The sequence below is a fragment of the Pseudomonas sp. EA_65y_Pfl1_P113 genome (genome assembly GCF_963970525.1).
GTDB classification, from domain to species: domain Bacteria; phylum Pseudomonadota; class Gammaproteobacteria; order Pseudomonadales; family Pseudomonadaceae; genus Aquipseudomonas; species Aquipseudomonas tritici.
On sequence record NZ_CAXAQM010000019.1, the window covers coordinates 87,138 to 110,665 of the forward strand.

The window sequence follows — 23,528 nt, forward strand, 5'->3', positions numbered from 1 at the left end:
TAACGGTCCTTAGGCGGCAGCCACTTCATGGGGCTCAAAACTATCTGCCCGCGCCATCTGCCACATGCGCGAGTAAAACTCACCGTTCACTTCACCGGTCAGTAATTCACCGGGCTTGAGGAACACATGCAACTGCGAGAACAACTTGATCTCAGTCGCCGACATACGTCGTACCAGGTGTTTGGCCGACAGTTGCGAGGGGTGATCGAGGCCGGCGGCGGCGAGCATTTCCGCCAGCGCTTTGAGCGTGTTGCGATGGAAGTTGAATACGCGCTGGGCCTTGTCCGGGACCACCAGCGCACGTTGACGCAATGGATCTTGGGTAGCAACGCCGGTCGGGCATTTGTTGGTGTGGCAGCTCTGCGATTGAATGCAACCGATCGCGAACATAAAGCCGCGCGCCGAGTTGGCCCAATCGGCGCCGATGGCCAGGACGCTGGCGATATCGAACGCGCTGACGATCTTGCCGCTGGCGCCGAGCTTGATCTTGTCGCGCAGGTTCAGGCCCACCAGGGTGTTGTGCACAAACAGCAGGCCTTCGCGCAGCGGTACGCCGATATGGTCGGTGAACTCCACGGGCGCGGCGCCGGTGCCGCCTTCCTTGCCATCCACTACGATAAAGTCCGGCAGGATGCCGGTTTCGAGCATGGCCTTGGCGATGCCCATGAATTCCCACGGGTGACCCAGGCAGAACTTGAAGCCTACCGGTTTGCCGCCGGACAGTTCGCGCAGTTGGGCGATGAACTGCATCAGTTCGATAGGGGTGGAAAACGCGCTGTGGCGCGACGGCGAGATGCAGTCTTCGCCCATCATGATGCCGCGGGTATCGGCAATTTCCTGGGTGACTTTGTGCTTGGGCAGGATCCCGCCATGGCCGGGTTTGGCGCCCTGGCTCATAAACTTATGTACTATAGGTTTGTTGATCTAGGGAGCTTCAGATGGGCCGCAAACGTACACAGCACAACGTTCAAAAAGTCATTGATGAGGAGGGGAGTCTTCACTCTCTAGATCTGAAGGAAGAGGATGGTCTGTACCCGTTTTCCAAGGTCTGGCGCTGGCGGCCTCAATCAGGGAAGAGGAGTGGAGAACTCGTATCTCTCACCATCGACTCCCTGAGTGCTTCGCCACATGAACTATTCACGCTTGGGAATCGTCATCGTGTTTTCTACTCCGAACACAAAGACGAGTTCTCTTGGGCAGTCAATGCCATGGGGCGTGGTTTGAAAACCGTATGCTTCGAAAGCCGCTGCTCTAAGGCTGAGGGTTCTTACAAGCGAAACGCCGTCGGGATGTTCTTTGAGTTCTGTCGACGGAAGCAGGTACAGCTCAATGGCCCGGAAGATCTGAACTTCCTTCTCATGTGCGAGTGGAGAGCAGACATGCGTTTGGTGGACATGGACAGCCGGTATAAGGCATCAATGTTCCGTCGTTGCAGCATAGTCATTGAGCGAATCATGGGCACCACCTTAATGCCCAACACTTTTGTCCTCCCAGTTTATACGGCAGATGCTCCTGAAGCGTTGGCACCTTACAGTGATGCGGTGATGTATCAGCTAATAAGTGCTGTCACCTCTGACATTGAAGCGTTGATGAATAATGCCAAAGAGTTTTCCCAGATCATGGAAGATCCTTACGGTAATGCGAATTACGCTCTGCATGATGAGTACTTAGGCCGGGTATTTGATGTGTACCGCAATGAGCTTTCATTTCGCGCTAGCGACGTGAACCTCACTTCGTTTGCTTCTGCCCAATACCAATTAGATTTGTCAGGGTGGGACTGGGACTCTACTTATCAATCAGTGTTTGAAGCATCTTTTCCCTATATGTGTCCAAACCCGAAATTACCCGGTACCTATCATTTGATGAGTCTGGCTGAGAGGGAGGTTCCAAGCAGGGAGTCGTTGTTTCCATTTCTTATTTTTCTCTTGATTTTCTCAGGTAAAAATTTAGAGGTCGTAATGACGTGGAAGCGTCGTTACACAGTCAAGGGTTTCACCATTTCTCCGCTTGACTGGAAAGATCCATTTGATCCAAATAAGTGCAGGTTACGGGGGTACAAAGGTCGTGGCAAAGGACTCGGTGTAATTGAAATTGATGATACCTACATCACTATTTCAGATGAGGGCATCTATCCTATTTTATCGTTCTTGCTGTGGTATACGGAGCCTTTGTCGGCGATGGCAAGTTCGAAATCGGCTGACTCTCTTTGGCTGTACTTTCGTAACGATAAGGCCTGGGATTACCGTCAGGAAGGCATCTTCAACTTCGACGCGAAGACATTCCTCAAGCGCCATGAAATTTGGGATCTGAAGACAGATGCCTCTGGCAACCTCACAAAGGAGCGTGTTACGAACCTCGACTCCCGTCGGTTCCGGAAGGTGTTTGCTGACAAGGAGCTGATGAAGGCCATTGGTGAGTCCCGAAACCACCAGGAGCTTCACGCGACCCTGTCGAATGCTTTGAACCACAAGAGTTTTGATACCACATTGGGCAGCTACCTCGCCCAAGGTGCATCCCGAAGGATCACCGATATCGCGATCTTTACCCTTCAGCACAAGTACCTTGAGGAGGCTCGCAAATTCCGAGGAGTCATGCTGAGCGACTCTGAGCAATCGGCATCCACAGATGTGGCGGGTTTCTACGCGTCATGCGCTGACCCTACCGAGCCAGATTTTGAAGGTGCCATGGTAGCGACTGGCTCAAGCTGCCACGAATACGACATGTGCATGGGATGTAGCCAGAGTCGGGTGTTCGAACAGCACCTGCCGAGGATTGCCACCCGGATCCTCCAGTATGAATCGCTGCGACCCACCATGAGCGGCGAGCGCTGGGAGACTGAGTACGGACGCAAGCATGCCCGCGCTCACGACCTGCTAACGAAATGGTCAGACCACGACGCTGTTGCTGAGGCCTGGGCATCTGCAAATAGCGGCGCTGTATTTCTGCCGGCAATAATCGTTCTAGGATAACTATATGTCGACCAAAACTAACATCACCACCCGAGCCAATATTTCTAGCGGCGCCAATAACAGCAGTAGTCATTCGGCCCACAGCAACGGAAATTTTGACTCAGCCCCAGTAGATTACTGGGAGCTGCTCAATGATGAGTTGGAACGGTTGAAAAACACGTCTGTAAGCCAAGCGAGTTTCTTCTGGCAGAATACTTGGGATTTTCGTAAGGAGGGCTTGGGGTATTTAATCAATTTCGAATCGATAGTCGGCTCCTCAGCACGTACCCACTTCCCTCTCGTGATGGTGTTGAAATTGATCGCGTTCTGCCTATTGGGTCGCCATGCCATCACAGAGCGCAGTCCACGTACCGTGTACAATATTTTTTCTTCGGCGAAAGAGGTTGTGGCTTGGCTTGGTGAACACGGTTGCTTGGTCGCTCAGCATGATGGCGGATATTTCAAATTGCCAAGAGAGCTGGCGCAGGATCAGTTTCAGGATGTCCTCAATGGAATCAGTTCTTCAGGATTCCATGACAACACCAAGTGGGACAAGGTGCGATTACTTTCCGAGTGGTGGAAGCTATCAATAGGAGACGGTTTGCTGCCCTCATTCTTGAGACTGGCTAGCGATCCATTTGATGGCAAGCGTCTTGTCGATTTCAAGGACTTTGAGCCTGATGAAGAGCTTGCTTTGCCGGAGGATGTTTCTGGTTGGCAGGCCATTCCCTTGGAGTATGCTTTCCCGATAGCAAATGCTGCTTTGGAATATGTGGAGAAGTATTCCGCGCCACTAATACAGTTTTACCAGGTCATTTACGAAGGGATCGTTCAACACAATTCTGGCAGCATCGTGACCAAAGGGCGTCTTGAGAAAACTTGCGTTGCACGCGGAATTAGCTTCGAAGAGTTGAGCCATGGTTTGCCATTCAAGTTTGAGTTTAGCCGATATGCTGCCCCGTCCTATCCCGATAAGTTCACCTACCGGCTCGATCGGAAAGATGCTGAGCGAAGCCTGTCTCACATAAAAAGGGCGGCGATCACCATCATTCTTTTCACCACGGGGATGAGAAGTTGGGAGATCCGAAATCTCAGGGTTGGGTGCTGTGTACCCGATCTGACGATGGGCGTTGAGGACTTCTACCGGCTGACAGTGACTGTCCGTAAAACGAGCAGGGAGTACGAGCAGGGGCAGGTCATTTCGATTCCAGTACCCAAAACTACCTACCAGGCTGTGAAGGTTTTGGAAGCGCTCGGAACGCTGAAACGTCGTGAGGATTACCTCCTCACGCCACTCCAGTCTAATGAAAAATCTGACCATGTGAGTGGTCAACTTAACACTCAGAGCCTCGTCAACTACGTCAAAGCGTTTGCGCGTGATATCGGTGTCGACTATGAGCCGCACCCGCATCAGTTTCGCAAAACCATCGCCGGCTGGTTTGTCATGAATAGCCCTGTTCTGGGGCCATTGCTGGTCATGCGCTTGTTTTCCCACCGCTCGATGAACATGACGGAAATGTACCTGCGAAACAATCCATTGATCGTTGAGGCGCGCCAAGAGGTCTTGGTCGAGCAATCTCTCAAGATTGTGAATTCAATCGGGAGGTCGGCTCAGGATGGAAAGCTCGCTGGCGGAGCGGGCGAGCGCCTGAAGTCGGGGATTCAGCAAGATCCCATTTTCGAGGGGATCACGGGTGATGAGCTCGGCGCGACGATGCGAGAGTACCTGCGCGAACGTGCAATGCACGGCTCCATGCATTTTCTGCTCACACCATTGTCGATCTGCGCGTTCGACCCTAATGACGAGACCGAGAAGCCATGCGTCAATTTGATCCCAGCCATCCAGCTCGATGAGATAACGGCCAGTCCGCATCACGCTGGAGGCTTGCCGTTCGTAAGCAAATGCGTCGGGGCGAAATGTGACCATTGCCTTATCACGCAATTCGAGTCTCAGGCCCTGGAGCAATCGATGGGCTTCTATAAGTCGCTTATCGCCGGAGCCATTGACGAGGACTACGCCCAGAATCTGCATATCATGGCATCCGCGCGGGAGTTCGTTGAACTCTACACTCCCATCCTGGAGTCGGTGAAATGATGAATAACAGAAATCGTCTGGCAGAGGCTCGTGCTGCTTTCGAGCAGATGAAAATCGAGTTTCAGTCAACTGGCGCGAAAGTGACGATTTCTTCGATAGCTCAGCGAGCCAACATCGATAGAAAGTACCTGTACGGTAAAATCAACACTCCGGACAAAGAGACCATTAAACAGTGGGTGCAGCTCGGCGAGGAAATCACCTCATTCCGCAAGCTTCAGAAAAATCCTGGTCAGGAGATCGGCGAGGTTCCGGTAGCAACCAAGCTACACAATGCGCTCATTGAAAATTACAGCTTGCTTGAGAATGTTAGGGATCTTAAGCACATCAAAGAGCGCCTACAGATGCTGTTGTCTGCTAGTCAGAAGAAGGTTGATGAGCTGGAAGATCGCACGCGTAGGCTTGAGGCTAAGTCTGTACAGCTCCAAGAGGCAGCTCCTGTGATCGTCAACCTTCAGAGCAAGCCTCTGATAATCAGTCCCGATGCCGAGCGGCATGGGAACGATCAGCTCTCGCTGAAAAAAGCTTGGGTTCAAGCGCTCAACCATGTGCGGGATGCACTGACTAGGCCGGTGGACAAGACACTATTCATTACCATTGGTGCTCCTGCGAGTGGGAAGTCTACCTGGTGCAGAAGCTTCAGCGGCAGTCGTGGATTCACGATTTTGTTTGATGCGTGCAACCTCACGCAAAGTGATCGCTATGAGCTTCTGGATCTTGCTCGGCAGTATGAGAAGACCAAGGTGGTCGCGGTAGTTTTCTGTGCTGAGCTGAAAACACTTGAATCCCGAAACAGGACACGAGAAGAGGTCAGACGGGTGCCAGTCACCAAACTGCGTGCCATGCATAGGTCTGTCGAGCATCCATCACTTGTTGGAAGTGATGAATCATTCGACGAAATCATTATGCTACGCGTATGAGAGGTGCCCATGTACGTTGAATCTGTCACGCACACAGATGGGACGCCCATCCCACACATCAATGGTGTGCTGCACTATCCGTTGGCCCACTACCTCGTTCACCTGCGAAAGACGTCAATGAGACGAGGAGGGCGTCGAGAGCCAACAACGATAGTCAACAATTTCAAACATCTGAAAATCTGGTTCGATTGCTGCGCGGACATGGGAGTGCGATTCGATGAGGCAACGTACGAAGTGCACATGGCTGCTTTCAAGAGGGCTTTGAAGGACAGTGGCGTGCTGTCTCAATCTATCAATGCCTACTACCGCTCGTGGCGAGCTTTCTATGACTGGTGTGAAGAAGCCACGATCGTCTGCATGATTGAGTTTCCGCCAAAAATCCAAGGGCCCTCAAACTACCATTCCAGTAAATCTATCGTTGCTCCATCCAGGCACACGGGCAGGGCTGACAGATCGGACCCAGGGTTGGAGCCAGAGGTGCATATCCTGGATTACAAGGATGTCGTTCTCAGCAATGATGAATACGCAGGGCTGTCAGCTGCGTTGACTGAAATTGACCCAGTTTACGATCTCATCGCCTTCATGATGGTGACTACCGGGCTGCGTATCGGAGGTGTTGTTCAGGTGCCTTTAGGTAGCGATACAAGAAACCCCGGATGGCTTCGCTATCCCGAATTGAAAGCGATGGGCGTAACGTTCCAGAAGCTCACCTATATGCCGAAAGGCAAAAAGCATTTGTTGAGGTGTTCAGTCCTTACTGAGTCTCTCAAGCGCCTACATACCGAATACATTGCTGGGCATCGCAAGGAGCGTCTCAAGCTCTTCGCTAAACGGTTCCCAGGTGAGACTGCCCCGTTGTGGCTGACTGCCGTGGGTAAACCAGTCGAGTTTCACGATATCTGGAGAGCATTCAGGGATGCCTCCAGCGTGGTAGGTAGACGGATCACTCCTCATCACCTGCGCCATACCTATGCGACTTATGTGGTCTACCACTACTTCAAAGCTCATGGCTTGAAGCCCAATCTGGCGTATGCTCACGACATTCATGAAGCCCTGAGAATCCAGCTTGGCCATATGGACATAGAGGTCACCAAACGATACATCCGCACCGTTATTCGAACCGAGGCTGATGCTTGGTTACCTGTTCTGACCCCCCATGTTGATCAGGTCGTACAGGAGAACATGCCCGCTCATGTGCTCGCTTCTGTGGTCAGGTTCTTCGAGTCTAAACCGGCTCATTAGACTCAATAATCGTGAGCGGTCGTTGTTCATCACATTCGTCTTTTGGCCGACAGTCGAAACCACTCCCCGGATGCTATTCAAGTGTAAGCTAAAGTTACAGTACTTAACCATACGAATAAGGTTCTATGACTCGTTACCTCGACACAATTCCTGAGCCATGGTCTGTCGACGATATTCGATCTGCAATCATGCATAAGTTTACTGATGCTCGGCTTTCAATCGAGGAAACTGAAGGAGGACAGCTGTGGCAAGCAGTGAAGGAGCTGGATGATACGGTCTGGATCTTTCAGAGTAGTGCGGAAGATCTATTCAGAGTTATTAGTTTGTTTGCGCAGAAAACACAAGAGTCTGGCTTCTGGGATTTGACGAATAGAACGAATGCAGAGCATTTTACTAGAGAGGTGAAGAGAAAGCTCTTTTATACCACGACCTCTGTTATGGCTTTGGTTGAGGTCTCAAGAGTGTTCGAAAAGAAATATCCCGTGGCGGGCTTTACTCATAAGTTGGTTTCTTGTTTTTCAACGCCCGGCTTGCATAAATTCCTTCAAGATCTACGCAATTACAACTCTCACTGGCGGATTGCTGAGGCCAACTGGAGGATTGACTACGATTTTGAGAAAGGGAGTCGCGTCACTCGATTCGTGGTAACCCGCGACAATCTCCTTGTATGGGGTAGATGGACATCTGAGGCTAGGGCATTTATCGAAAGTTCAGAGAACTATATCGATGTTGGCGCTGCTTTAGCTGAGTACGCCAAGCAGGTGAAGGCTTTCTACGAGTGGCATAAAGGTGTAGTGCTCGTAAATTATGCTGAGACTTTGAAGCGCTATTTTGATTACAAGCGAACTCATGATGGTCTGAGTCGAAGGATGAGTTGGAGTGCGATACTGGGTCACGTCCCACAAGGTCTTAACCCATTTCAATACTTGGCGCGTTATTTGACGACAGAGCAGATTGAAAAAATAATGTCATTTGAACTTGGAAGCGAAGCCCAGATTCAAGCCTTGATTTCCACTTTGGATATGGAAAGTTTTTGCGATGCCCAACTGATGGATAAAGTGAGGAAGTTATTTCAGTGCCTGTGATGCTATAGAGTCAAGAATTATGCCCCCTCCAAAAAAAGCTATTAGTGGAGAGCGAGTGAGTGCGCGGGCTCGGCGCAGCGGACGAATAGTTGGAGTACTTTTTTTCAAATGATGCTCACCGCAAGCTGGATCTGACGCCAGGCAATCTCTCGCATCTCTCAGCTGAATTATCAGCAGTTCACGAAAAGCAAAAAAGCGTGGGAGCTATGGCTCCCATCTGCTGAGAAGTGGATTCGATTGTGTAATTTCGTCGGCCATACGCCCCTGACGCACCCGTTTCAATTGCTTGAGCATTATTATCTTTGAAGACAACCATTACTCGGGGGGCTGTCACGCCCTAGCCTTGTTATTAAATGGTAACGAGGGCCAACCGTGGGCGGAGTTACTAACGTCCCAGTCGTGCGCGGCGGGAGGCTGAGGCGATGGGATGTCGCACTCCGCCGGATGCCCCTTCCTCTTCGTCCCTGATGCTACCGTCACGGTGTCGGGATGAAGAACGCTTTTACAACAGGCGTCACGGCCCGTGGTTAAATTACTCTTTGACAAGCAGGCAGCAGAGGCGAGGGGCTGATGGGCAGGGATCACGAGGTAGAGGTGGGCGAGGTAGGCACGGACACTATTGACGGCGACCCAAAGGTGGCGGTTCCGCCTGCGGATGCGAATGTGCAAGCCCAAGCTATCGCAGAGCACTGGCGCGGTACTTGGAGCGATCTTAGTCGCACGGATACCGTTGTCGCCCAAGGCCCGAGCTTTGTCCTGTGGCGTTATGACCAAAACGGTTTCGACAGCCCCGGTACTTTTTTCCCTGCAGAAGCGGTTGACCAGAAAATCCCGCACGCCGGGTTGCGCGGAGCGTTGCGGGAGTGTCTGGCTCAGACCGACCATGAAAGCGACCTGGTGGCCGTCATCGTTTTAAAAGGGAACGTTGGAGCTGCGATGTCGGTAATTCCAAAGACAGCTATCTGCAAGCCGCAGGCTTGGTTTGAAATGACCAAAATCCGGAAGTCGTCCGTTTCGGACAAAGTCTGGATTCCACTGCGTGCTGATTGGACGATGACGTCGGAGGGGGATTACGGCTATGAAGGCTACGTTGAAGAGTACTTCGGCGTTGGCTCGGTCATGTTCGACCTACTGCATCGTGATGAAGTATCCAAACTGAGTTGGGGCGACCTTGGTGGTAACACCTTTGCCGGCGGCGAAGAATCGCATCGTGTATGGCCGAAAGAACATGCCCACGACACGTCACAGAGTCCGAGTCCAACTGCCACTGAGCAGCGGAAATCGCTCGCAAGCTTCCGTGTGCCATTCACAGACCTGAACGTGTCCCTAAGCACTCGCTCAGCGAAGTCAGCAGCTCCTCAACCAGTGGCCCCAGCGGAGCCTGCATTCGTAAAAACTTACTATTGGGCGGGTGACTGGGCCAGTCATCACTCTGATGCCATAGGCACTGGATTGGTTATTGAGCAGAACTTCGATGGTGCGGCGCCGAATGAGTGGCATCTGCATCAGGATTTTGTCATCTCACTGGGCCTGCAGCGCGAAGGCGACGTTTGGTTGAGGCCAGTCGAGGGTTTCCTGGAGGTCGTGAGACTTAAGCGTGACGAGCACGGTAAGCCTGTGCTTTTAGAGGCGCGCACTGAGCACCTCCGTGATTACTTGAAGGCCCGTGGCATGTACCTACAGCTCGCCAGCTTCCGAAGTCGCATTCAAACTGTGTCGGATGCATCCCATATCGACTGGGCTTCGGCATTCGTGCAGGAGAAAAAGGATGGAAGGGAGTGGGAGGGAGTCAATTCTGAAATTCATGAAGGTGGTAAGCCATATGGCTCCTCAACGGGAGTCTTCCATGTCTCGCGCACAGACGTCGACGCTGATGACGACGTGCCCAAGCTCGGTTTACCCGACGACGACTCTGTCGAGTCAAAATCCTGGTCGATCCAGCACGAGGGGAGAAAGCTCCATTCCCTGAGTGGTTCGCTTTGGGTGACCGAGGTTGTTGAGCCAGGGCGTATAAGCGAACGAGTTAAGGGTGAAGCGCCGCTGACCAAGGTGGACTTCGCTATAAATGGCTCCGGCGAGCGCGTTAGCGGTGACGAGCTTGCCTCCGCTGGGGGCTGGCTGTGGTTCCGCCCGCACGTTACAGCTTTGCTCGGCAGCTACCGGGGCTCTAGCTTGCGGTGGTATACCCGGGACACCGGCGCCATCGGGATCTCATGCGGGGATAGCGTCCATTTCGGTCTGAACTCTCTTGGGTTGATCAACGTATATGCCAAGGACATTGGCCAGCTTCCACCTTGGCAGCAGCGCGTATGGGCGGGTGCAAACGTAGTTCCTGACGGTGGGGTTTCGGAGGAGCTATTGGCATCGCAGGCCACGGCTCTCCCGGCGGCGACGAAAGCGGCTGAGGCGCGGCTGCGTCCGGCCTACGACGAGATCAATGCCACGTTTGAGAAAGTCAGTGGAAAGCCGCTGTTCTCCCCACACCACGCGACTGATGAAATTTTTAAGCGTGTTCACCGGTTCCGCTCCTTGGAGAAAACTGGAGTACTTGAGCTTGCCAAAGATCTAGCGAGGCTGACGGTTGAATCTCTTGATGGGGATGCGTTGACCGCGATGGGGGCGCAATCTGGAAAGACGAATTCAGGGTCTATAAAGCATTTGGAAGCTGGCTTGATGAAGCGCGGAGCGACCTCGGATGAAGCGAGGGCGCTGACCAAGGTGTTGGTTGGAATAAAGGAACTGAGGCAGGCTGATGCGCATTTACCGTCTTCGGGGTTTGCCGAAGCGTTTGAGCTGGTCGGTGTTGATCAACAAGCTGATCCCGTGACGCAAGGGCGTCAAATGCTTGAGTCGCTGGTTGAGTCATTGGCTGGAATGATGCAGGTACTTGCCAATCTACCCCGTAGAGAAAAGTGATAGCACGGTCGACCGCGAAATGGAGGCGAACTACTGCCCCCTATTTCGGCTTCCTCAAGTGGAGGATCTGATTGGTTGTGAGAGCTCATTATGCAACAGGAACCGCCAGAGCAACCCAAAGATTGAGCATGAGACACATGGCTCTGGGCCAACCGACTAGTCACTTCAGTTCTGCTGGCAGTATGCTACCTTTGGCTTCTCTCACGGATGGCGAGGACGAAAGCAATGGTCACAGGCAAGTCAATCAATAGCGTCAACAGAATCATCGCGCACTCGCATGGTGCTCGCGAGATGCTGTTTGTGATTGAGCGAGACAAAGTCGATCAAGACGTCCAGGCGCGGCTGGCGATTGCTCACCTCGAAAAAGACGGTGATTCGATCCTTCCTGCGGTGATTGGAAAAATCAGCGAATTCAATGCTCGCGGCAAGGAGATTAAAAGGCGAGATCTCCCGCTAATCAAAAAATCAGTGCCGCAATACCGGAGCTGGAAAGACTGGCATGGTCAAGAGCACAGCGGTGTGCAAATTCGAACAATGGATGTGTATCCCATCGATTTTGTTCGCCCTCCCATGGAGCGCCTTTCTCTAAGTGTCATCGATGGGAAGGAGTACATTGTGACTCGCCGGGTGGAAGTCGATGAGCCGCCTACGGCGCTTATTCACCTGGCGAACCTCATGCTTGAATTCTTCCAGGAGTTTGAGATCTTCGACGTTGAGCGTCAGCGCATCGCGAAGGTGCAGGCACGTCAGTTGCAGTGGGATTTGCTTCCCCCTGGTAAATATCCTTGGAAGAGCGCTGAGGCCATCGTAAAACCCTATCTGGCCGGTCTGCGGGCGTCAGAGCAGGGGGTGATCGAACACCGGATCAGGGAGATCACTCGGTTCGAGCCTGATTTCTTCGCGACGGGCCGAGGAGGCTACCAAGGCTACTTCGTCTTTGGCTTTTCCAAGCGCGGGATTTACCTCCTTGAGAGCTCACATTTGGACAACGCCACCTATAAGTTTGGTGAGGATTGGGAAGTCCTATCGACCCTGACCAAGGACGAGATCATTAACGGTGATCACGATCATCAACGTTTTATCCACGATAAAGCCTGGGGGCGTAGGATCCGCCAGATGCTTTCCTACGCTTAGCGGCAAACGACCTTTTGTCACGTCCTACAAAGACCCGCCCCTAGCCGTAGTAATGGCCTCGGGGCCACTGGCTGCTGTATGTCCTATCGCGTCGGTCATTCTCACGCGATCGCGCCCGCAATGTTTGCGGTTGGACTAATTGAGCGTCTGGTTGAGATTGAAGCGTATCTCTTCCCGCACCGCTGACCTCACACGGAAAGGATTCTACTTTGAAGCTTCAGTTCGTTCGCATCTGTGGTTTTCAGTCGTTTGGTGCGGAACCAGTCCCTATTGATTTGTCCGATCTCACATTTCTGATCGGGCCGAACGGCTCTGGCAAGACCGCAACTCTCCAAGCGCTTTGTCGCCTTTTTTCGTTTGACCCCAATCAACGGCGATTGCGTAAGTCGGATTTCTTCGTACCACACGATGAAATGGACGCTCCAGATCAGCGAGCGCTTTGGATTGAAGCTGAGTTCATCTTCCCCGAGCTCGGTGACGACGAGAATGAACACTCGACGATTCCTACTCACTTTGGGCATATGCGTCTAGATGCCCCTGATGGTGTGCCCCGTGTGAGGTACCGTCTGGATGCAACGATCGGCATTGACGATGAAATCGAGCAGAGCCTCGTGTACGTCCTTGATGTGGATGAAGATGACGTTCCGGTCGACACTGCCCCGGTGCCCAGAAACGAGCGAAACTTTATCCAGGTTCACTACCTTCCAGCTCGCCGGGATCCGGCTGACCACATCGCCTATGGAGCGAACGCCTTGCTCGGGCGTTTGCTTAGAGCGGTGAACTGGACAGAGCAGCGCGAGACGATCCAGCAGCTCACTACGGATATTTCCCAGAGCCTTACTCAGAATGAATCGGTGCTCAGCCTTAGTGCCGGCTTGACCAAGACTTGGAAAGAGCTCCACAAGGGCCAGTTTTTCACGCAGCCGAGCGTGACATTCATGGCTAACGAAATTGAGTCACTGCTGCGCCATCTTTCGGTGTCGTTTTCCCCAGGTCATGGCGAGCAGTTGGTCGATTTCTCAAGGCTTAGCGATGGCCAAAAATCGATGCTGTACCTATCGCTGGTTCTGTCTTCCCAGGCTGTTGGGCGAGCGGTGCTGCATGGTAATGACGATTCCTTTGATGCTGAGAAGCTGAGGCCTGCGGTGTTCACCATCGTTGCCTTGGAGGAGCCTGAGAACAGCTTGTCGCCGCATTACCTGGGACGAATCGTATCGTCCCTCAAAGCGCTGGTGGGCGACTCGAAATTTGCCGACTCTCAGGCTCTCATTGCAACTCATGCTCCATCGATGCTTCGGCGAGTAGATCCTTCGGCCATCAGGTATTTGAGGTTGGACGAGTCGCGCTGCACTGTGGTTAGTAAGATTCAAATGCCACCCAATGAGAAGGGTGAGGCCTACAAGTTCGTGAGGGAGGCCGTTCAAGCCTATCCAGAAGTGTATTTTTCCCGCCTGGTGATCTTGGGGGAGGGCGACAGTGAGGAAATAGTCCTGCCTCGGCTGCTCGCAGCAAAGAATCTGCAGGTCGATGAAGCAGCCATCACCATCGCTCCCCTAGGTGGTCGCCATATCAATCACTTCTGGAGGCTGCTGAGTGGTCTCAAGATCCCCTACGTCACGCTGCTGGATCTGGATGTGGCGCGTTTCGGTGGGGGATGGGGTCGTATCAAGTACGTTGCGGCGGAGATGAAAAAGCATCGCCCAGGCGATCTGTACCTGACAGACGATGAGCTCAAGAGTCTACCTGCATGGAATGATCTGACCCATAAAATTCTGCAAGTTGAGAAGGATCCGAAATACAAATCCTGCATAGCGAACCTGGAGCCGTTGGGAGTATTTTTTTCAGAGCCGATGGATCTGGATTTTTCTATGCTCAGGGCTTATCCGCTTGCGTACGGTTTAGCCCCTGAAGGCCTCGTTGTTCCGAAGCAGGGACAAACCAGGTCAGTGCTGGGCGATAGTCATCACGATCGTTTCCAATACTCGTTGATCGAGCGAAAGCACTTTGTCGCATACCACAAGCGCTTCAAGCTCGATAGCAAGCCCAAATCACATATCGAAGCGCTTTCCAAACTGACGGACGATCAGTTGATAGCCAAGATGCCCGCATCCCTAAGTCGTCTAGCAGACTTTGTGATCGCCAAGATTGAAGGGCTGTCGGAATGATCTCCGCCGAGGATTGGAAGCCATCCGAAGGCATTGTTTTGGAGCCAAATGCGGAGGCAGCCATAAGGGAGGTCAAACAGTGCGTGGCGTTGACTGCTGGCCCGGGCGCCGGCAAATCTGAACTACTTGCCCAGCGCGCTGACTTCTTGCTGACCACGGGGGCATGCCGTTACCCGAAGAGGATTCTGGCCATCGCTTTCAAGGTGGATGCGAGCAACAACCTCAAAGAACGGGTTTGGCGGCGTTGCGGGCCCGACTACGCCAGCCGGTTCGACAGCTACACGTTCCATGGCTTCGCGAAGCGGATTATTGAGCGATTTCGTCCTGTTCTCACCGGCGACGATGCGCTAGACGCGGGTTTTCGAGTGGTGCCCAAAGGGAAGGCACACCCTGTCCAGACCGAGTTCGGACTTCTGATCCCGTTGGCTCTAAAGATCCTCGACTTCTATCCCATGGCAGTGAATGCCATCAGGCAAACCTACAGTGATGTGTTTCTCGATGAATTTCAGGACTGCACGCACGAGCAGTACGCGCTGGTCAGCAAGATTTTTGGTGGTACGGCGCGCCGGATCATTGCGGTCGGGGATGTGAAGCAGAAAATCATGGGCTGGGCCGGCGCGCTCGACGGCGTATTCGGAAAGTTTGAAGTGGATTTTGCAGCCAACCATCTCAACATCTACCGCAATTTTCGCTCGCAACCTCAGCTTCTCAGGCTGCAGAACGACCTCATCAAAGTGCTCGATCCCGGTTCTGAAATGCCCGCAGAACTCTTGGGCGGTGAGGGCGGCGAGATCCTGCTTCAGTCTTTTAAGGACTGCGCCGACGAGGCCTTCAGTCTTGCCGATCAGATCAACACCTGGATCAACGTCGAGGGTGTGGCGCCCTCCGAAATTGCGGTCTTGGTCAGGAGTTATCCTGAGGCCTACACCGTCCGGTTGACCTCTGCGCTTGATGGGCTTGGTATCGCCTATCGCAACGAAAATCAGATGCAGGACATCACCACCGAGCCCATTGCCTTGGTCGTCGTGGACTTCCTGCTGTGCCTTTATGGTTCGCGGGAGCCGAAAGCCTGGACGCGGTTGTTGAGGCGGATCATTCCAGCCGATGACGACGACCACGGGGGCTCCGTGCGAAACGATTGGAACAGGTTCATCAAGGAAGCACGCAAGACTGCTGCCGAGGATCTCGCCGCAAAAAGCTATGCCCAGAGATGGAAGCTACTAAAAGAGTTTCTGTCCATGGTGGGTGTGAGCCTGCTGACGGGCCTTTCCCATGATTACGAGTCGCGTGATCGTTTGAAGGAGATCATCCGTGATCTCAAGAAGCATATTGATGCTGCACTAGACCAGGAGCCTGACCTGCTCAAGGCTCTTGCCCAGCTGTCTGATGACCAGTCAATCCGCATCCTGACCGTCCACAAGAGCAAGGGCCTTGAGTTTGATTCGGTCATATTGCTAGGTTTGGAGAAAGAGGCCTATTGGGGTAATGACACCCATGAAGTTCGATGCACTTTCTTCGTGGGTATTTCCCGCGCCAAGAGGCGCCTTGTGGTCACAACGGCTAAGACAAGAGACAAACTTGCAGACATAAGCAGTTGGAAAACCGTGCGTAGGCCACATGAAGAGTTTCTTGGCTACGTTGAGAAATGGCAAGCACCTGCGGGGTGACTGCTAAGTACACAAGAGGGATGGAGCCCCCTAGTTCTAACGTCTTCATGTGAAAAATATGACCCGTTGCGAGAGCCCACTCTGGATCAGATACTCATCTCCTACAAGTTGGGGATGATAGCTCGGGTGCCCTGGAAAGTCGGCAGGGTGTCCTGCGACCGCTCGACCTTTGAGATCAGGCATGTCTAGCAAGGTGCCAAGCGTTGTTAGCAGTGTGAAATCCAATACTTCATAAGTGGGCAGCGTAAGCCAAGCATGTAGATTGATATGTGCGAGTGGCTGCTTGTTCCTAGCCAACCGTTTTAGTTCCGCCACCTCCGTGTGAAAGATAGGCCCTTTTCCGTCTTCTTGCACATATCCCAGTGTGTAGAACAAAGGAACACCAAGCAGTTCTTGGAGAGGCTCCTGCAGGCTACTTGTGACCTGGAAGCACTTCTGGGAGAAGTCCTCATAGCCACAGCCATCTAGCTCAGAAATCCAACACTCTTGAATCAGGGGCATCACATCTTCGGTCAGGAGCCGCCCCGGCAGAGCTGTAAAGGCTGGTGGGTTTAGCTTCCATTTCTTTGTACGAAGTAGGCTGGCATTGAATTCCTGCTCGTAGTTAGTTGCTTGGATGGTTTTTTGCCTGAATAATTTGGAGAGAAATGTCACGTGTAATCCTTTGCGGCGTATGCAATAGCCGATAGCCATATACTTTGTAACCGATCGGCGTTCGAGGGCTTTATGTGGTATGTACTGCGTTTCCTACTTTCGCGAGTGGCATGGTCTTTGAGCTCCAGTAGATCTAGAGCCGAAGCTCGAACCGTGTAACTGACACCGACAGAGGCAGAGTCCATAGCCCCAAACGCACAAGAAGGAAGATGTGTTGGCCGGACGGTTACCCCTCTGTTTGAGCTAGCTAAGGGATGATCGGATCGTCAACGATATACTTGTAATGGTGCAGAATTGATCTTGCCGTCTCCTCCAGAGGGTCGTGGACGCTAAACGTTTTACTGTATCGTCCGTTGAGGGTGCCTGCTTCTGCGTCGATTAATATGCACTGACCCGGGTGCTTTTCGGTATAACCCGACCACTTCATTTTCTGGCTGTGCGTCAACCCGCCAAATGGGCCAAGGAAAACAACTGCGGTAAAAGCTATGCGGTTGTTACGAGCGCTCGTTAGCACTGAGTCTGCTAGCTCACTCACTTTCACTCGGTGATTTTTCATTACCTCCCTAAAAAGGATTAACTTGCGTAGATCACCGACTACGACAGCGATCGCTTCCTTCTGCCAAACTCTCCATCCGAGAGCGTCTGCAGTCAGATCGTCTTTCGAATGCGTGGATTCCACAAATTTCTCGCCCAGAGAGGTGATACCGTCGTTGTTTAAGAAGCCGAGGCGCCGAAAGACTTCCACGGAAAGACCGCCAATGACTCCGAGCTTTTGAGGGTTGTACACGGTGGCCTGATTGAGAACTTCGAATCCATCGTCATGGACAATTTCCGAATGCCTGGCAACGTAACCTTGCTGGAGCAGCAGGAGTTCTTTAGAACTCAGCTGCTTCAGCGCAAGGATGAAATATCGCCTGTACTCAGCGTCGATGTTCCGCAAGGTTATAGCTGCGGTGAGGCGAGCGTAGGCTTCGGTTTTTTTACTGTCACTGTCATCCATGCAGGTCTGCAGCAAATCCCCGAAGTCGATCTTGAGACTTTCATTCCCAGAAATTATCTCCTGCAGATCCACTTCGTCGAGCTCCGACAGGAGCGCTAAGCAGTATCGGTTGACCCGTTCTTCCCTGCGGGAGTCTAAGAGGATTTTGACGGCCTCATATGCGCCTACGAATTTGTCTGCACCTACGAGTGGCGCGAGCTTTGGGAATACTGCTTTAAGAACTGCCTTGTCTTTGTCTGTCAAAAAGTTCATCGCGATTTCCGTGAGTGCTGCTGTTGAAGGCAGCGTATTCAGCCTGGCACATTTCATGGCAACGCTTGTGCCCTATCTTTGTGTACCGACCGCTGAAGAAGCAAGAGCGACGATACCCATAGAGCAACCGTCAGCTGATTCAATACCGAATGAAGCTAAAGGTTTTACGTCAATGCCGCACACATTTCCTTTGGTAATGCCGCGCTGCACCAGGAGAGGATCCTTTGGATCGCTGAAGTTGCTGGAGACGTACCAACTCTTCTGTACAGACTTCATCAGTTTCAACGTAAGCGGCTGGGCAGTATCCTTCGGACGCCAGCATTAAGTGGCCAAGGTCGCATTGGATTTTTCGAGTGATGACTATCGCTCCATTTACTACCTCGATGTTCAGTTCATCTCCGATTTCTAAGCCCGTTTGGGCAATAAAATTAGGCGGCAAAGTCACGATGAGATCGCCTGTCCCATCTTCAGCGTCTTGGCATTCGGTAATCCAGCCTTCGCTTTCGTCCAATGGTGGTCAGGCCTTCAGTTCATCTTGACTTCTGATTTTGCTCGCGTGGGGTAACCGCGCCTGTGGTTACCTATCGGGCTGTTCATGGTGGCGAGTCAATTATTCCAAATGGCGCCCACCAAACCGCAGTATCCTAGACTTAATGGCAGCTTGCCATCCACACAATATGCCACTATCTTGTGTTTTTTTAGCGGTATCACTACCACATATGGTGTTTTTCTAAGCTGGCATCATCTGGATGCATTATCGCGTGGTCACGGGCCTTCAGGCTTCGGCGATATTCTGTGCTCGCGGCGATGACACAATACGTACGGATGAAATAGAAGGACTTCTTATGCGGTTGATCAATTTCCATACCGAGCACCCGGCAACTCAGGACGTATTTCCCGGTGGCAGCCATGACAAAGTGGCTAGCGCGATTCATCGTCACTTGCTGAGTGATGCACCTTCCAAGGTCGTGGGCTTGGACGGTGAGTTTGGCTCTGGTAAGAGCTCGATTCTATATATGTTGAAGTCAAAGCTGACAGCCGCCGATTCTGACTTCAGGGTATGGGTGTTTGATTGCGAGCAGAATTATCAGGGGTCGACCAAGAGCAATTTCATCGAGCTCTTCACCGATGAGGTGCTCAAGGAAGTACCTCACGTCAGCAAGGCCGCAGAGGCCCTGAAAGCCTCTCGCGATCGAGCCCTTGGGCGCTTGTTCGAGTACAACAAAAGAACAACTAGTCGCGTCAGTGCTTGGGCATTGGCACTTGTGGCCAGCCTGTTTTTCGCCGCCACTTCATTCCGGGAGCTTTTTGCACTTTCGCGTAGTTCTCATGCTGCCATCACAGGGACATCGCCCGAAGCCGCCGCGCTCATGAACACGCTGCACGACCCGTTTTGGTGGCTTATTGGGGTGCATCTTGTTTCATTTTTCAGCCCTGTGCTGATCCTTGGCGCCGCCAAACTTTGTCATAGGAACGTCCAGGTCGGCGCCCAGAAGTGGAGTCTTCTGAGCCTGTTTAAAGGCTCCAGTGATGACCATATTGCGGAGAAGATCGAGGTGGGGAAGGAGGTCACGCCTCTTGATCTCAAAAAGACGCTTCTCGAACAGCTGAAGGTGGTTGATGACAAGCGTTTCGTTATCATCCTGGACAACCTTGATCGCTTACCAAAAGAAAACCTTCGGTCGGTGTGGAGCGACTTGGAGATCTTCATTGAGGCTGCCACCAAGGCTTCGAATCTGACGGTGATCGTTCCGTTTTGCTCAAGCAAAGTGGCGGAATACCTCAAGGCAGACGGAGATCGACGTTACGACGCTAGGGATTTCATAGCGAAAAAATTTCCAGTGGTATTCCGTTCGCCACCTGTCATTACCTCAGGATGGAAAGATGGCTTCCGCCAGCTGTGGACTCATACCTTTCCGGATATCGGAGGGAGCGTCATCGAGCAGAGCGCGCAGTTGTTGCAGCGCCACAGTCCAATGGCCAACAACCTGGTTACGCCACGGCTGCAAAAGAAATTCATTAACGACATCGCAACGACAGCGTTAGTGGTGGGGGACGATATTAGCCTCCTCGCTATCGCTAGCCATCTTCTGCTCTGCAAATACGCAGAACTTTCGTTGGTTGAGATACTGCGCACGGATGGGTTTTCGGCAGCCTATCAGAAGGAAATTGGGCAGGAGCAAGCTGAACTCGTCAAAGACACCAAAGCCTTGCTGAATAGCACTCTAGGCGATTCCATGGAGACCGGCTGGCAGATCCAGTTCCTGCAGATTCATTACCTAACCACGGGTGATATCGCGATTGCCGAGCTCTTGGATACGCCATTAGCAGAGGCATTGGCCAGTGAGGATCACGAGGCGCTGGGCAGTCTTACTTCATTGTTCGGCTTCTCTGACGCCATGAAACGACTCGTTGCCCAGCGCCCTCTGCTGGCATCTCTGCTGCCAACTATTGCCGAGGCACATCAAGTACGTGAAGGCGACTGGATTGGGCCTGTCTTGGAGCTGCTCAACACCGCACAGCTAAAATTGTTCGGCGAGTCGCAGACAGGTTCTGAAGAGTTCTATGACGCTGTACGTTATTGCAAAGGTCATGGGTTGAATGGGCAGTTGCTGAATGCTCATGGCGGTCAGTTGAAAACAAACCTAATGAAAATTCTGAATTCAGATTTCGATCAAGAGCAACTGAAGCCAGCCTGGAAGCTCCTTCAGGAGTACGACAATTATCTCCAAGCTCAAGGTTTTGAGTTTGAAGAGGTCGTTGTGATGCGGTCTGAGTACGTGATGCAGCTGCTGCCTGATATTGCCCATTTGAAAGTGATAAAAGCCAACGGCTTCACCTTCGCGAGCGCGGGTCTGCCAGATGCGCAACTTCAGTTGGTCAGCTGCGCTGATCACCAGATCGGCGCACTGGTTTTGCCGACCGACTGTGTCATACCTGCGCTCGAATGGTTGTACGGGGAACGTAAGTTTGGTGCTGGCATCACAGGGGGAATCTCGGCAGGAGACGCGGCCCTCTTGGCGAAATTTACAGGTGCTGCCGGGGAAGTGGAAAACGCGGTGTTAGGGTTGGGATTGGTCACGAATGTTGATCCGGTCATCGGAGCTGCGGTTACCGCGTTGCTGGCAAGCAATGCCAGTCCGCTGATTAAGGCGGTCGCGGCGGTTACGTTTATTCGCCAAGCTGACGCCGATTCACTCGCTAAGCTGGATGATTTAGATGATGTGTTCGAGTCTTCAGTCTTCCGGGCTTTGGCGAACGCTTCGCTCACCACAGGTGCTTTGTTCCAATTGGTTGCCGACCCCCAAGTGGGCGAGTCAGTTGCCGGATATTTGGCTTACCTCATTCAGGGGCGGCGTATTGGTACGCTGAACTGTGATTGGGTTACTACAAAGTTCAGCGTGCTTGCTCAGGCGCTTGCGGGCGTGGGCTTAGCTGAGGCTGATGTCGCGGCTTGGCTCATTGGCTGGGATGTTCATATTGAAAAAGCCTGCCAGGACGCTCTTAAGGCGGACGTCCAACTGATCAATGTCATCATGGCGTCGGATGAGAAAGTGTTGCCCAACACTCGGCAGGGGCTCCTCAATCAGCTCACGAGCGAGGAGCGTACTCGTGATGAATGGGTACAGATGATCTCGGCAGGAGCGAAACAGCATCAGGCAATCCTGAATGGGGTACTGAACATAGGAGTTTCCATTCCGACGATTCCCGCTGTCGGCGATGCCTTGATCGACGTGCTCACTTCCCTCGCGAGCGGGACTGTCACCTCACCGTGGGGAGCAGCCCAATACACTATGATGGACTCGCTGCTCAAACTGGTTGATGCCCAGCAGCGTGATGTCATCGGGATTCGCTTAAGGTCAATGCTATTCGCAGAGTCTGTAGAACCTGACGATTTCGCCATTCCCCTGGCGAAATACGGTCATCTGATTCCGGACATTCAGCCCTCCAATCCGCAAGAGGTGCAACGGATCGTACTCTTCCTGGCGTACCTCAGCCGGAACCCCGAAAGCCATCCAGCCTTGGCAAAATTCTTTGATGCGAAGGCCGAGCAGATCGCAGCCTTCAGATATTCAACTGAACTCAGGAATACGATGGGGGAGGCCGTTGCCAAGCTTTCTGAAATCACCCCAGCCCTGTACAAGAAGTTTGCTCAAACCAAAGGTTTCAAGCGCCTGATCCAGTCGCTCAAAGGGGCCGCGCATAATCCGGAACCTGAGCAAGATAAGTGAAGGGCTATTCCAGGGCCGGGCCTCCCGGATGAAGCGCGCTGGCAAGTAGCGGCGCAAATGCGAGTTATTGGATGGAGGCTGTCACGACTCGGCGGCCCCAATCCAGCGCAGATAGAGCTGCTCGGCATGAGCCGGGTTATCGAGCTTCGGTTTTGCACGCAAAGCGAAGGTCTTTTCAGCCAAGGTCTCCAGCCGCTCTGCTGCTTTCGGCAGCCAGCCATTTTTGATCGCCCACAGCTTGATGTTCTCTGCCGGCTCTTGGTGGTTACGCGAGCGCAGGATTCTAAGGAGGCGTTTGGCGTGATCATCATCGGAGGCGTTCAGGACGGCGGTGCCCAAGTTGATAACTGAGGTCAGGGTGCGGATTCCACGACACTTGGACACTCAGCCCACGATCATTTGGACACTCATTCCACGCTCACTTGGACAGGCAGTCGGAGCGCAGCGACGCAGGTTCGCATTGTTAGTCTGAAGTCCCGGTTGCAGTCAATTTCGTTGCGCGCCTGCGCATCGATTCGCCCTTCAGTTCGATGCGGTAAGCGTTGTGCACCAGCCGGTCGAGGATCGCATCGCCCAAGGTCGGATCACCGATCAGCGCATACCATTTATCCACCGGCATCTGGCTGGTCACCAGCGTCGAGCGGTTTCCGTAACGGTCGTCCAGCAGTTCCAGCATGTCGCGCCGCTGCGCGGCGGTAAACGGTGCAAGGCCCCAGTCGTCCAGGATCAGCAGATCGGTCTTGGCATAACCCGCCATGAGTTTGGTGAAGCGACCGTCGCCGTGGGCCAGGCCCAGTTCTTCCATCAAGCGAGGCAGACGCAGATAACGCACGCTGTAACCGTCCCGGCAAGCCTTATGGGCCAGCGCGCAGGCGAGCCACGTTTTGCCTACGCCTGTCGGGCCGCCGATGATCAGGTTCAGGCCGTCACGCAGCCATTGGCCGCTACCGAGTTGCAGGATCAGGGCCTTGTCCAGGCCGCGTGGGCTGCGGTAATCGATATCTTCCAAGCAGGCGTTGTGGCGTAGTCTCGCGGATTTGAGGCGAGTGGTCAGCCGAGCATCTTCACGCTCGGTCAGTTCGCGGTCGACCATCAGGCCAAGGCGTTCGTCGAAGCTGAGATCGCTGATGTCGGGCGTTGCGTGTTGCTCGTTCAGCGCTTTGATCATGCCGTGCAGCCGCAGGGTTTGCAGCTTGTCCAGAGTCGGGTTGGGTAGCATCT

At 53.0% G+C, this 23,528-nt stretch carries 15 protein-coding genes and 1 pseudogene; 10 read left to right on the forward strand and 6 right to left on the reverse strand.

Features of this window, described 5'->3' with window-relative positions; all coding sequences use genetic code 11:
• Positions 1–9 precede the first annotated feature (9 nt).
• Positions 10–897, reverse strand: a pseudogene (locus tag AACY52_RS18165) (glutamate synthase-related protein); the annotation flags it as partial.
• Between the two features lie 41 nt (positions 898–938).
• Between AACY52_RS18165 and AACY52_RS18170 the strand changes: the two are divergent.
• From AACY52_RS18170 to AACY52_RS18210, 9 genes are all read left to right on the forward strand, one after another.
• Entirely contained in the window at positions 939–2,969 is a 2,031-nt protein-coding gene (locus AACY52_RS18170) for a hypothetical protein (RefSeq protein ID WP_112193667.1), read from the forward strand.
• Between the two features lie 4 nt (positions 2,970–2,973).
• Positions 2,974–5,043: a site-specific integrase gene (locus AACY52_RS18175; RefSeq protein WP_339560667.1), complete on the forward strand. Its 2,070-nt coding sequence runs from the start codon at positions 2,974–2,976 to the stop codon at positions 5,041–5,043.
• Complete coding sequence (locus tag AACY52_RS18180) at positions 5,040–5,960, forward strand: AAA family ATPase (RefSeq protein ID WP_112193671.1); 921 nt, start codon at positions 5,040–5,042, stop codon at positions 5,958–5,960. The genes AACY52_RS18175 and AACY52_RS18180 overlap by 4 nt, the downstream gene beginning before the upstream one ends.
• Positions 5,961–6,200: 240 nt before the next feature.
• The gene (locus AACY52_RS18185) at positions 6,201–7,202 is read left to right on the forward strand and encodes a site-specific integrase (RefSeq protein WP_162633366.1); all 1,002 of its coding nucleotides are present in this window, start codon (positions 6,201–6,203) and stop codon (positions 7,200–7,202) included.
• Between the two features lie 125 nt (positions 7,203–7,327).
• Positions 7,328–8,287, forward strand: coding sequence for a hypothetical protein (locus AACY52_RS18190; RefSeq protein WP_339560668.1), 960 nt, complete (start codon positions 7,328–7,330; stop codon positions 8,285–8,287).
• Between the two features lie 570 nt (positions 8,288–8,857).
• Entirely contained in the window at positions 8,858–11,203 is a 2,346-nt protein-coding gene (locus AACY52_RS18195; protein ID WP_339560669.1) for a hypothetical protein, read from the forward strand.
• A 225-nt stretch (positions 11,204–11,428) separates the two neighbouring features.
• The gene (locus AACY52_RS18200) at positions 11,429–12,337 is read left to right on the forward strand and encodes a hypothetical protein (RefSeq protein ID WP_112193678.1); all 909 of its coding nucleotides are present in this window, start codon (positions 11,429–11,431) and stop codon (positions 12,335–12,337) included.
• A gap of 209 nt (positions 12,338–12,546) precedes the next feature.
• Positions 12,547–14,502, forward strand: a complete 1,956-nt coding sequence (locus tag AACY52_RS18205) for an AAA family ATPase (RefSeq protein ID WP_339560670.1) — start codon at positions 12,547–12,549, stop codon at positions 14,500–14,502.
• On the forward strand, positions 14,499–16,169 hold the full coding sequence (locus tag AACY52_RS18210; protein ID WP_339560671.1) for an ATP-dependent helicase: 1,671 nt from the start codon (positions 14,499–14,501) through the stop codon (positions 16,167–16,169). Before AACY52_RS18205 ends, AACY52_RS18210 begins: the two co-directional genes overlap by 4 nt.
• Positions 16,170–16,214: 45 nt before the next feature.
• Here the strand turns inward: AACY52_RS18210 and AACY52_RS18215 are convergent, their stop codons facing one another.
• From AACY52_RS18215 to AACY52_RS18225, 3 genes are all read right to left on the reverse strand, one after another.
• Entirely contained in the window at positions 16,215–16,823 is a 609-nt protein-coding gene (locus AACY52_RS18215; protein ID WP_305436463.1) for a hypothetical protein, read from the reverse strand.
• A 247-nt stretch (positions 16,824–17,070) separates the two neighbouring features.
• Positions 17,071–18,075, reverse strand: coding sequence for a hypothetical protein (locus AACY52_RS18220; RefSeq protein ID WP_305436462.1), 1,005 nt, complete (start codon positions 18,073–18,075; stop codon positions 17,071–17,073).
• Positions 18,076–18,244: 169 nt separating this feature from the next.
• The gene (locus AACY52_RS18225) at positions 18,245–18,586 is read right to left on the reverse strand and encodes an AbrB/MazE/SpoVT family DNA-binding domain-containing protein (RefSeq protein WP_339560672.1); all 342 of its coding nucleotides are present in this window, start codon (positions 18,584–18,586) and stop codon (positions 18,245–18,247) included.
• Positions 18,587–18,920: 334 nt separating this feature from the next.
• Here AACY52_RS18225 and AACY52_RS18230 point away from each other — a divergent pair, with 334 nt between their 5' ends.
• Positions 18,921–22,307, forward strand: coding sequence for a P-loop NTPase fold protein (locus AACY52_RS18230; protein ID WP_339560673.1), 3,387 nt, complete (start codon positions 18,921–18,923; stop codon positions 22,305–22,307).
• Between the two features lie 81 nt (positions 22,308–22,388).
• On the opposite strand, the gene AACY52_RS18235 is transcribed toward AACY52_RS18230, so the two are convergent.
• Both AACY52_RS18235 and istB read right to left on the reverse strand, forming a co-directional pair.
• Positions 22,389–22,646, reverse strand: coding sequence for a hypothetical protein (locus tag AACY52_RS18235; RefSeq protein WP_339560674.1), 258 nt, complete (start codon positions 22,644–22,646; stop codon positions 22,389–22,391).
• 124 nt (positions 22,647–22,770) lie between these two features.
• The gene (gene istB / locus AACY52_RS18240; protein WP_339437758.1) at positions 22,771–23,526 is read right to left on the reverse strand and encodes an IS21-like element ISPsy14 family helper ATPase IstB; all 756 of its coding nucleotides are present in this window, start codon (positions 23,524–23,526) and stop codon (positions 22,771–22,773) included.
• Positions 23,527–23,528 lie beyond the last annotated feature (2 nt).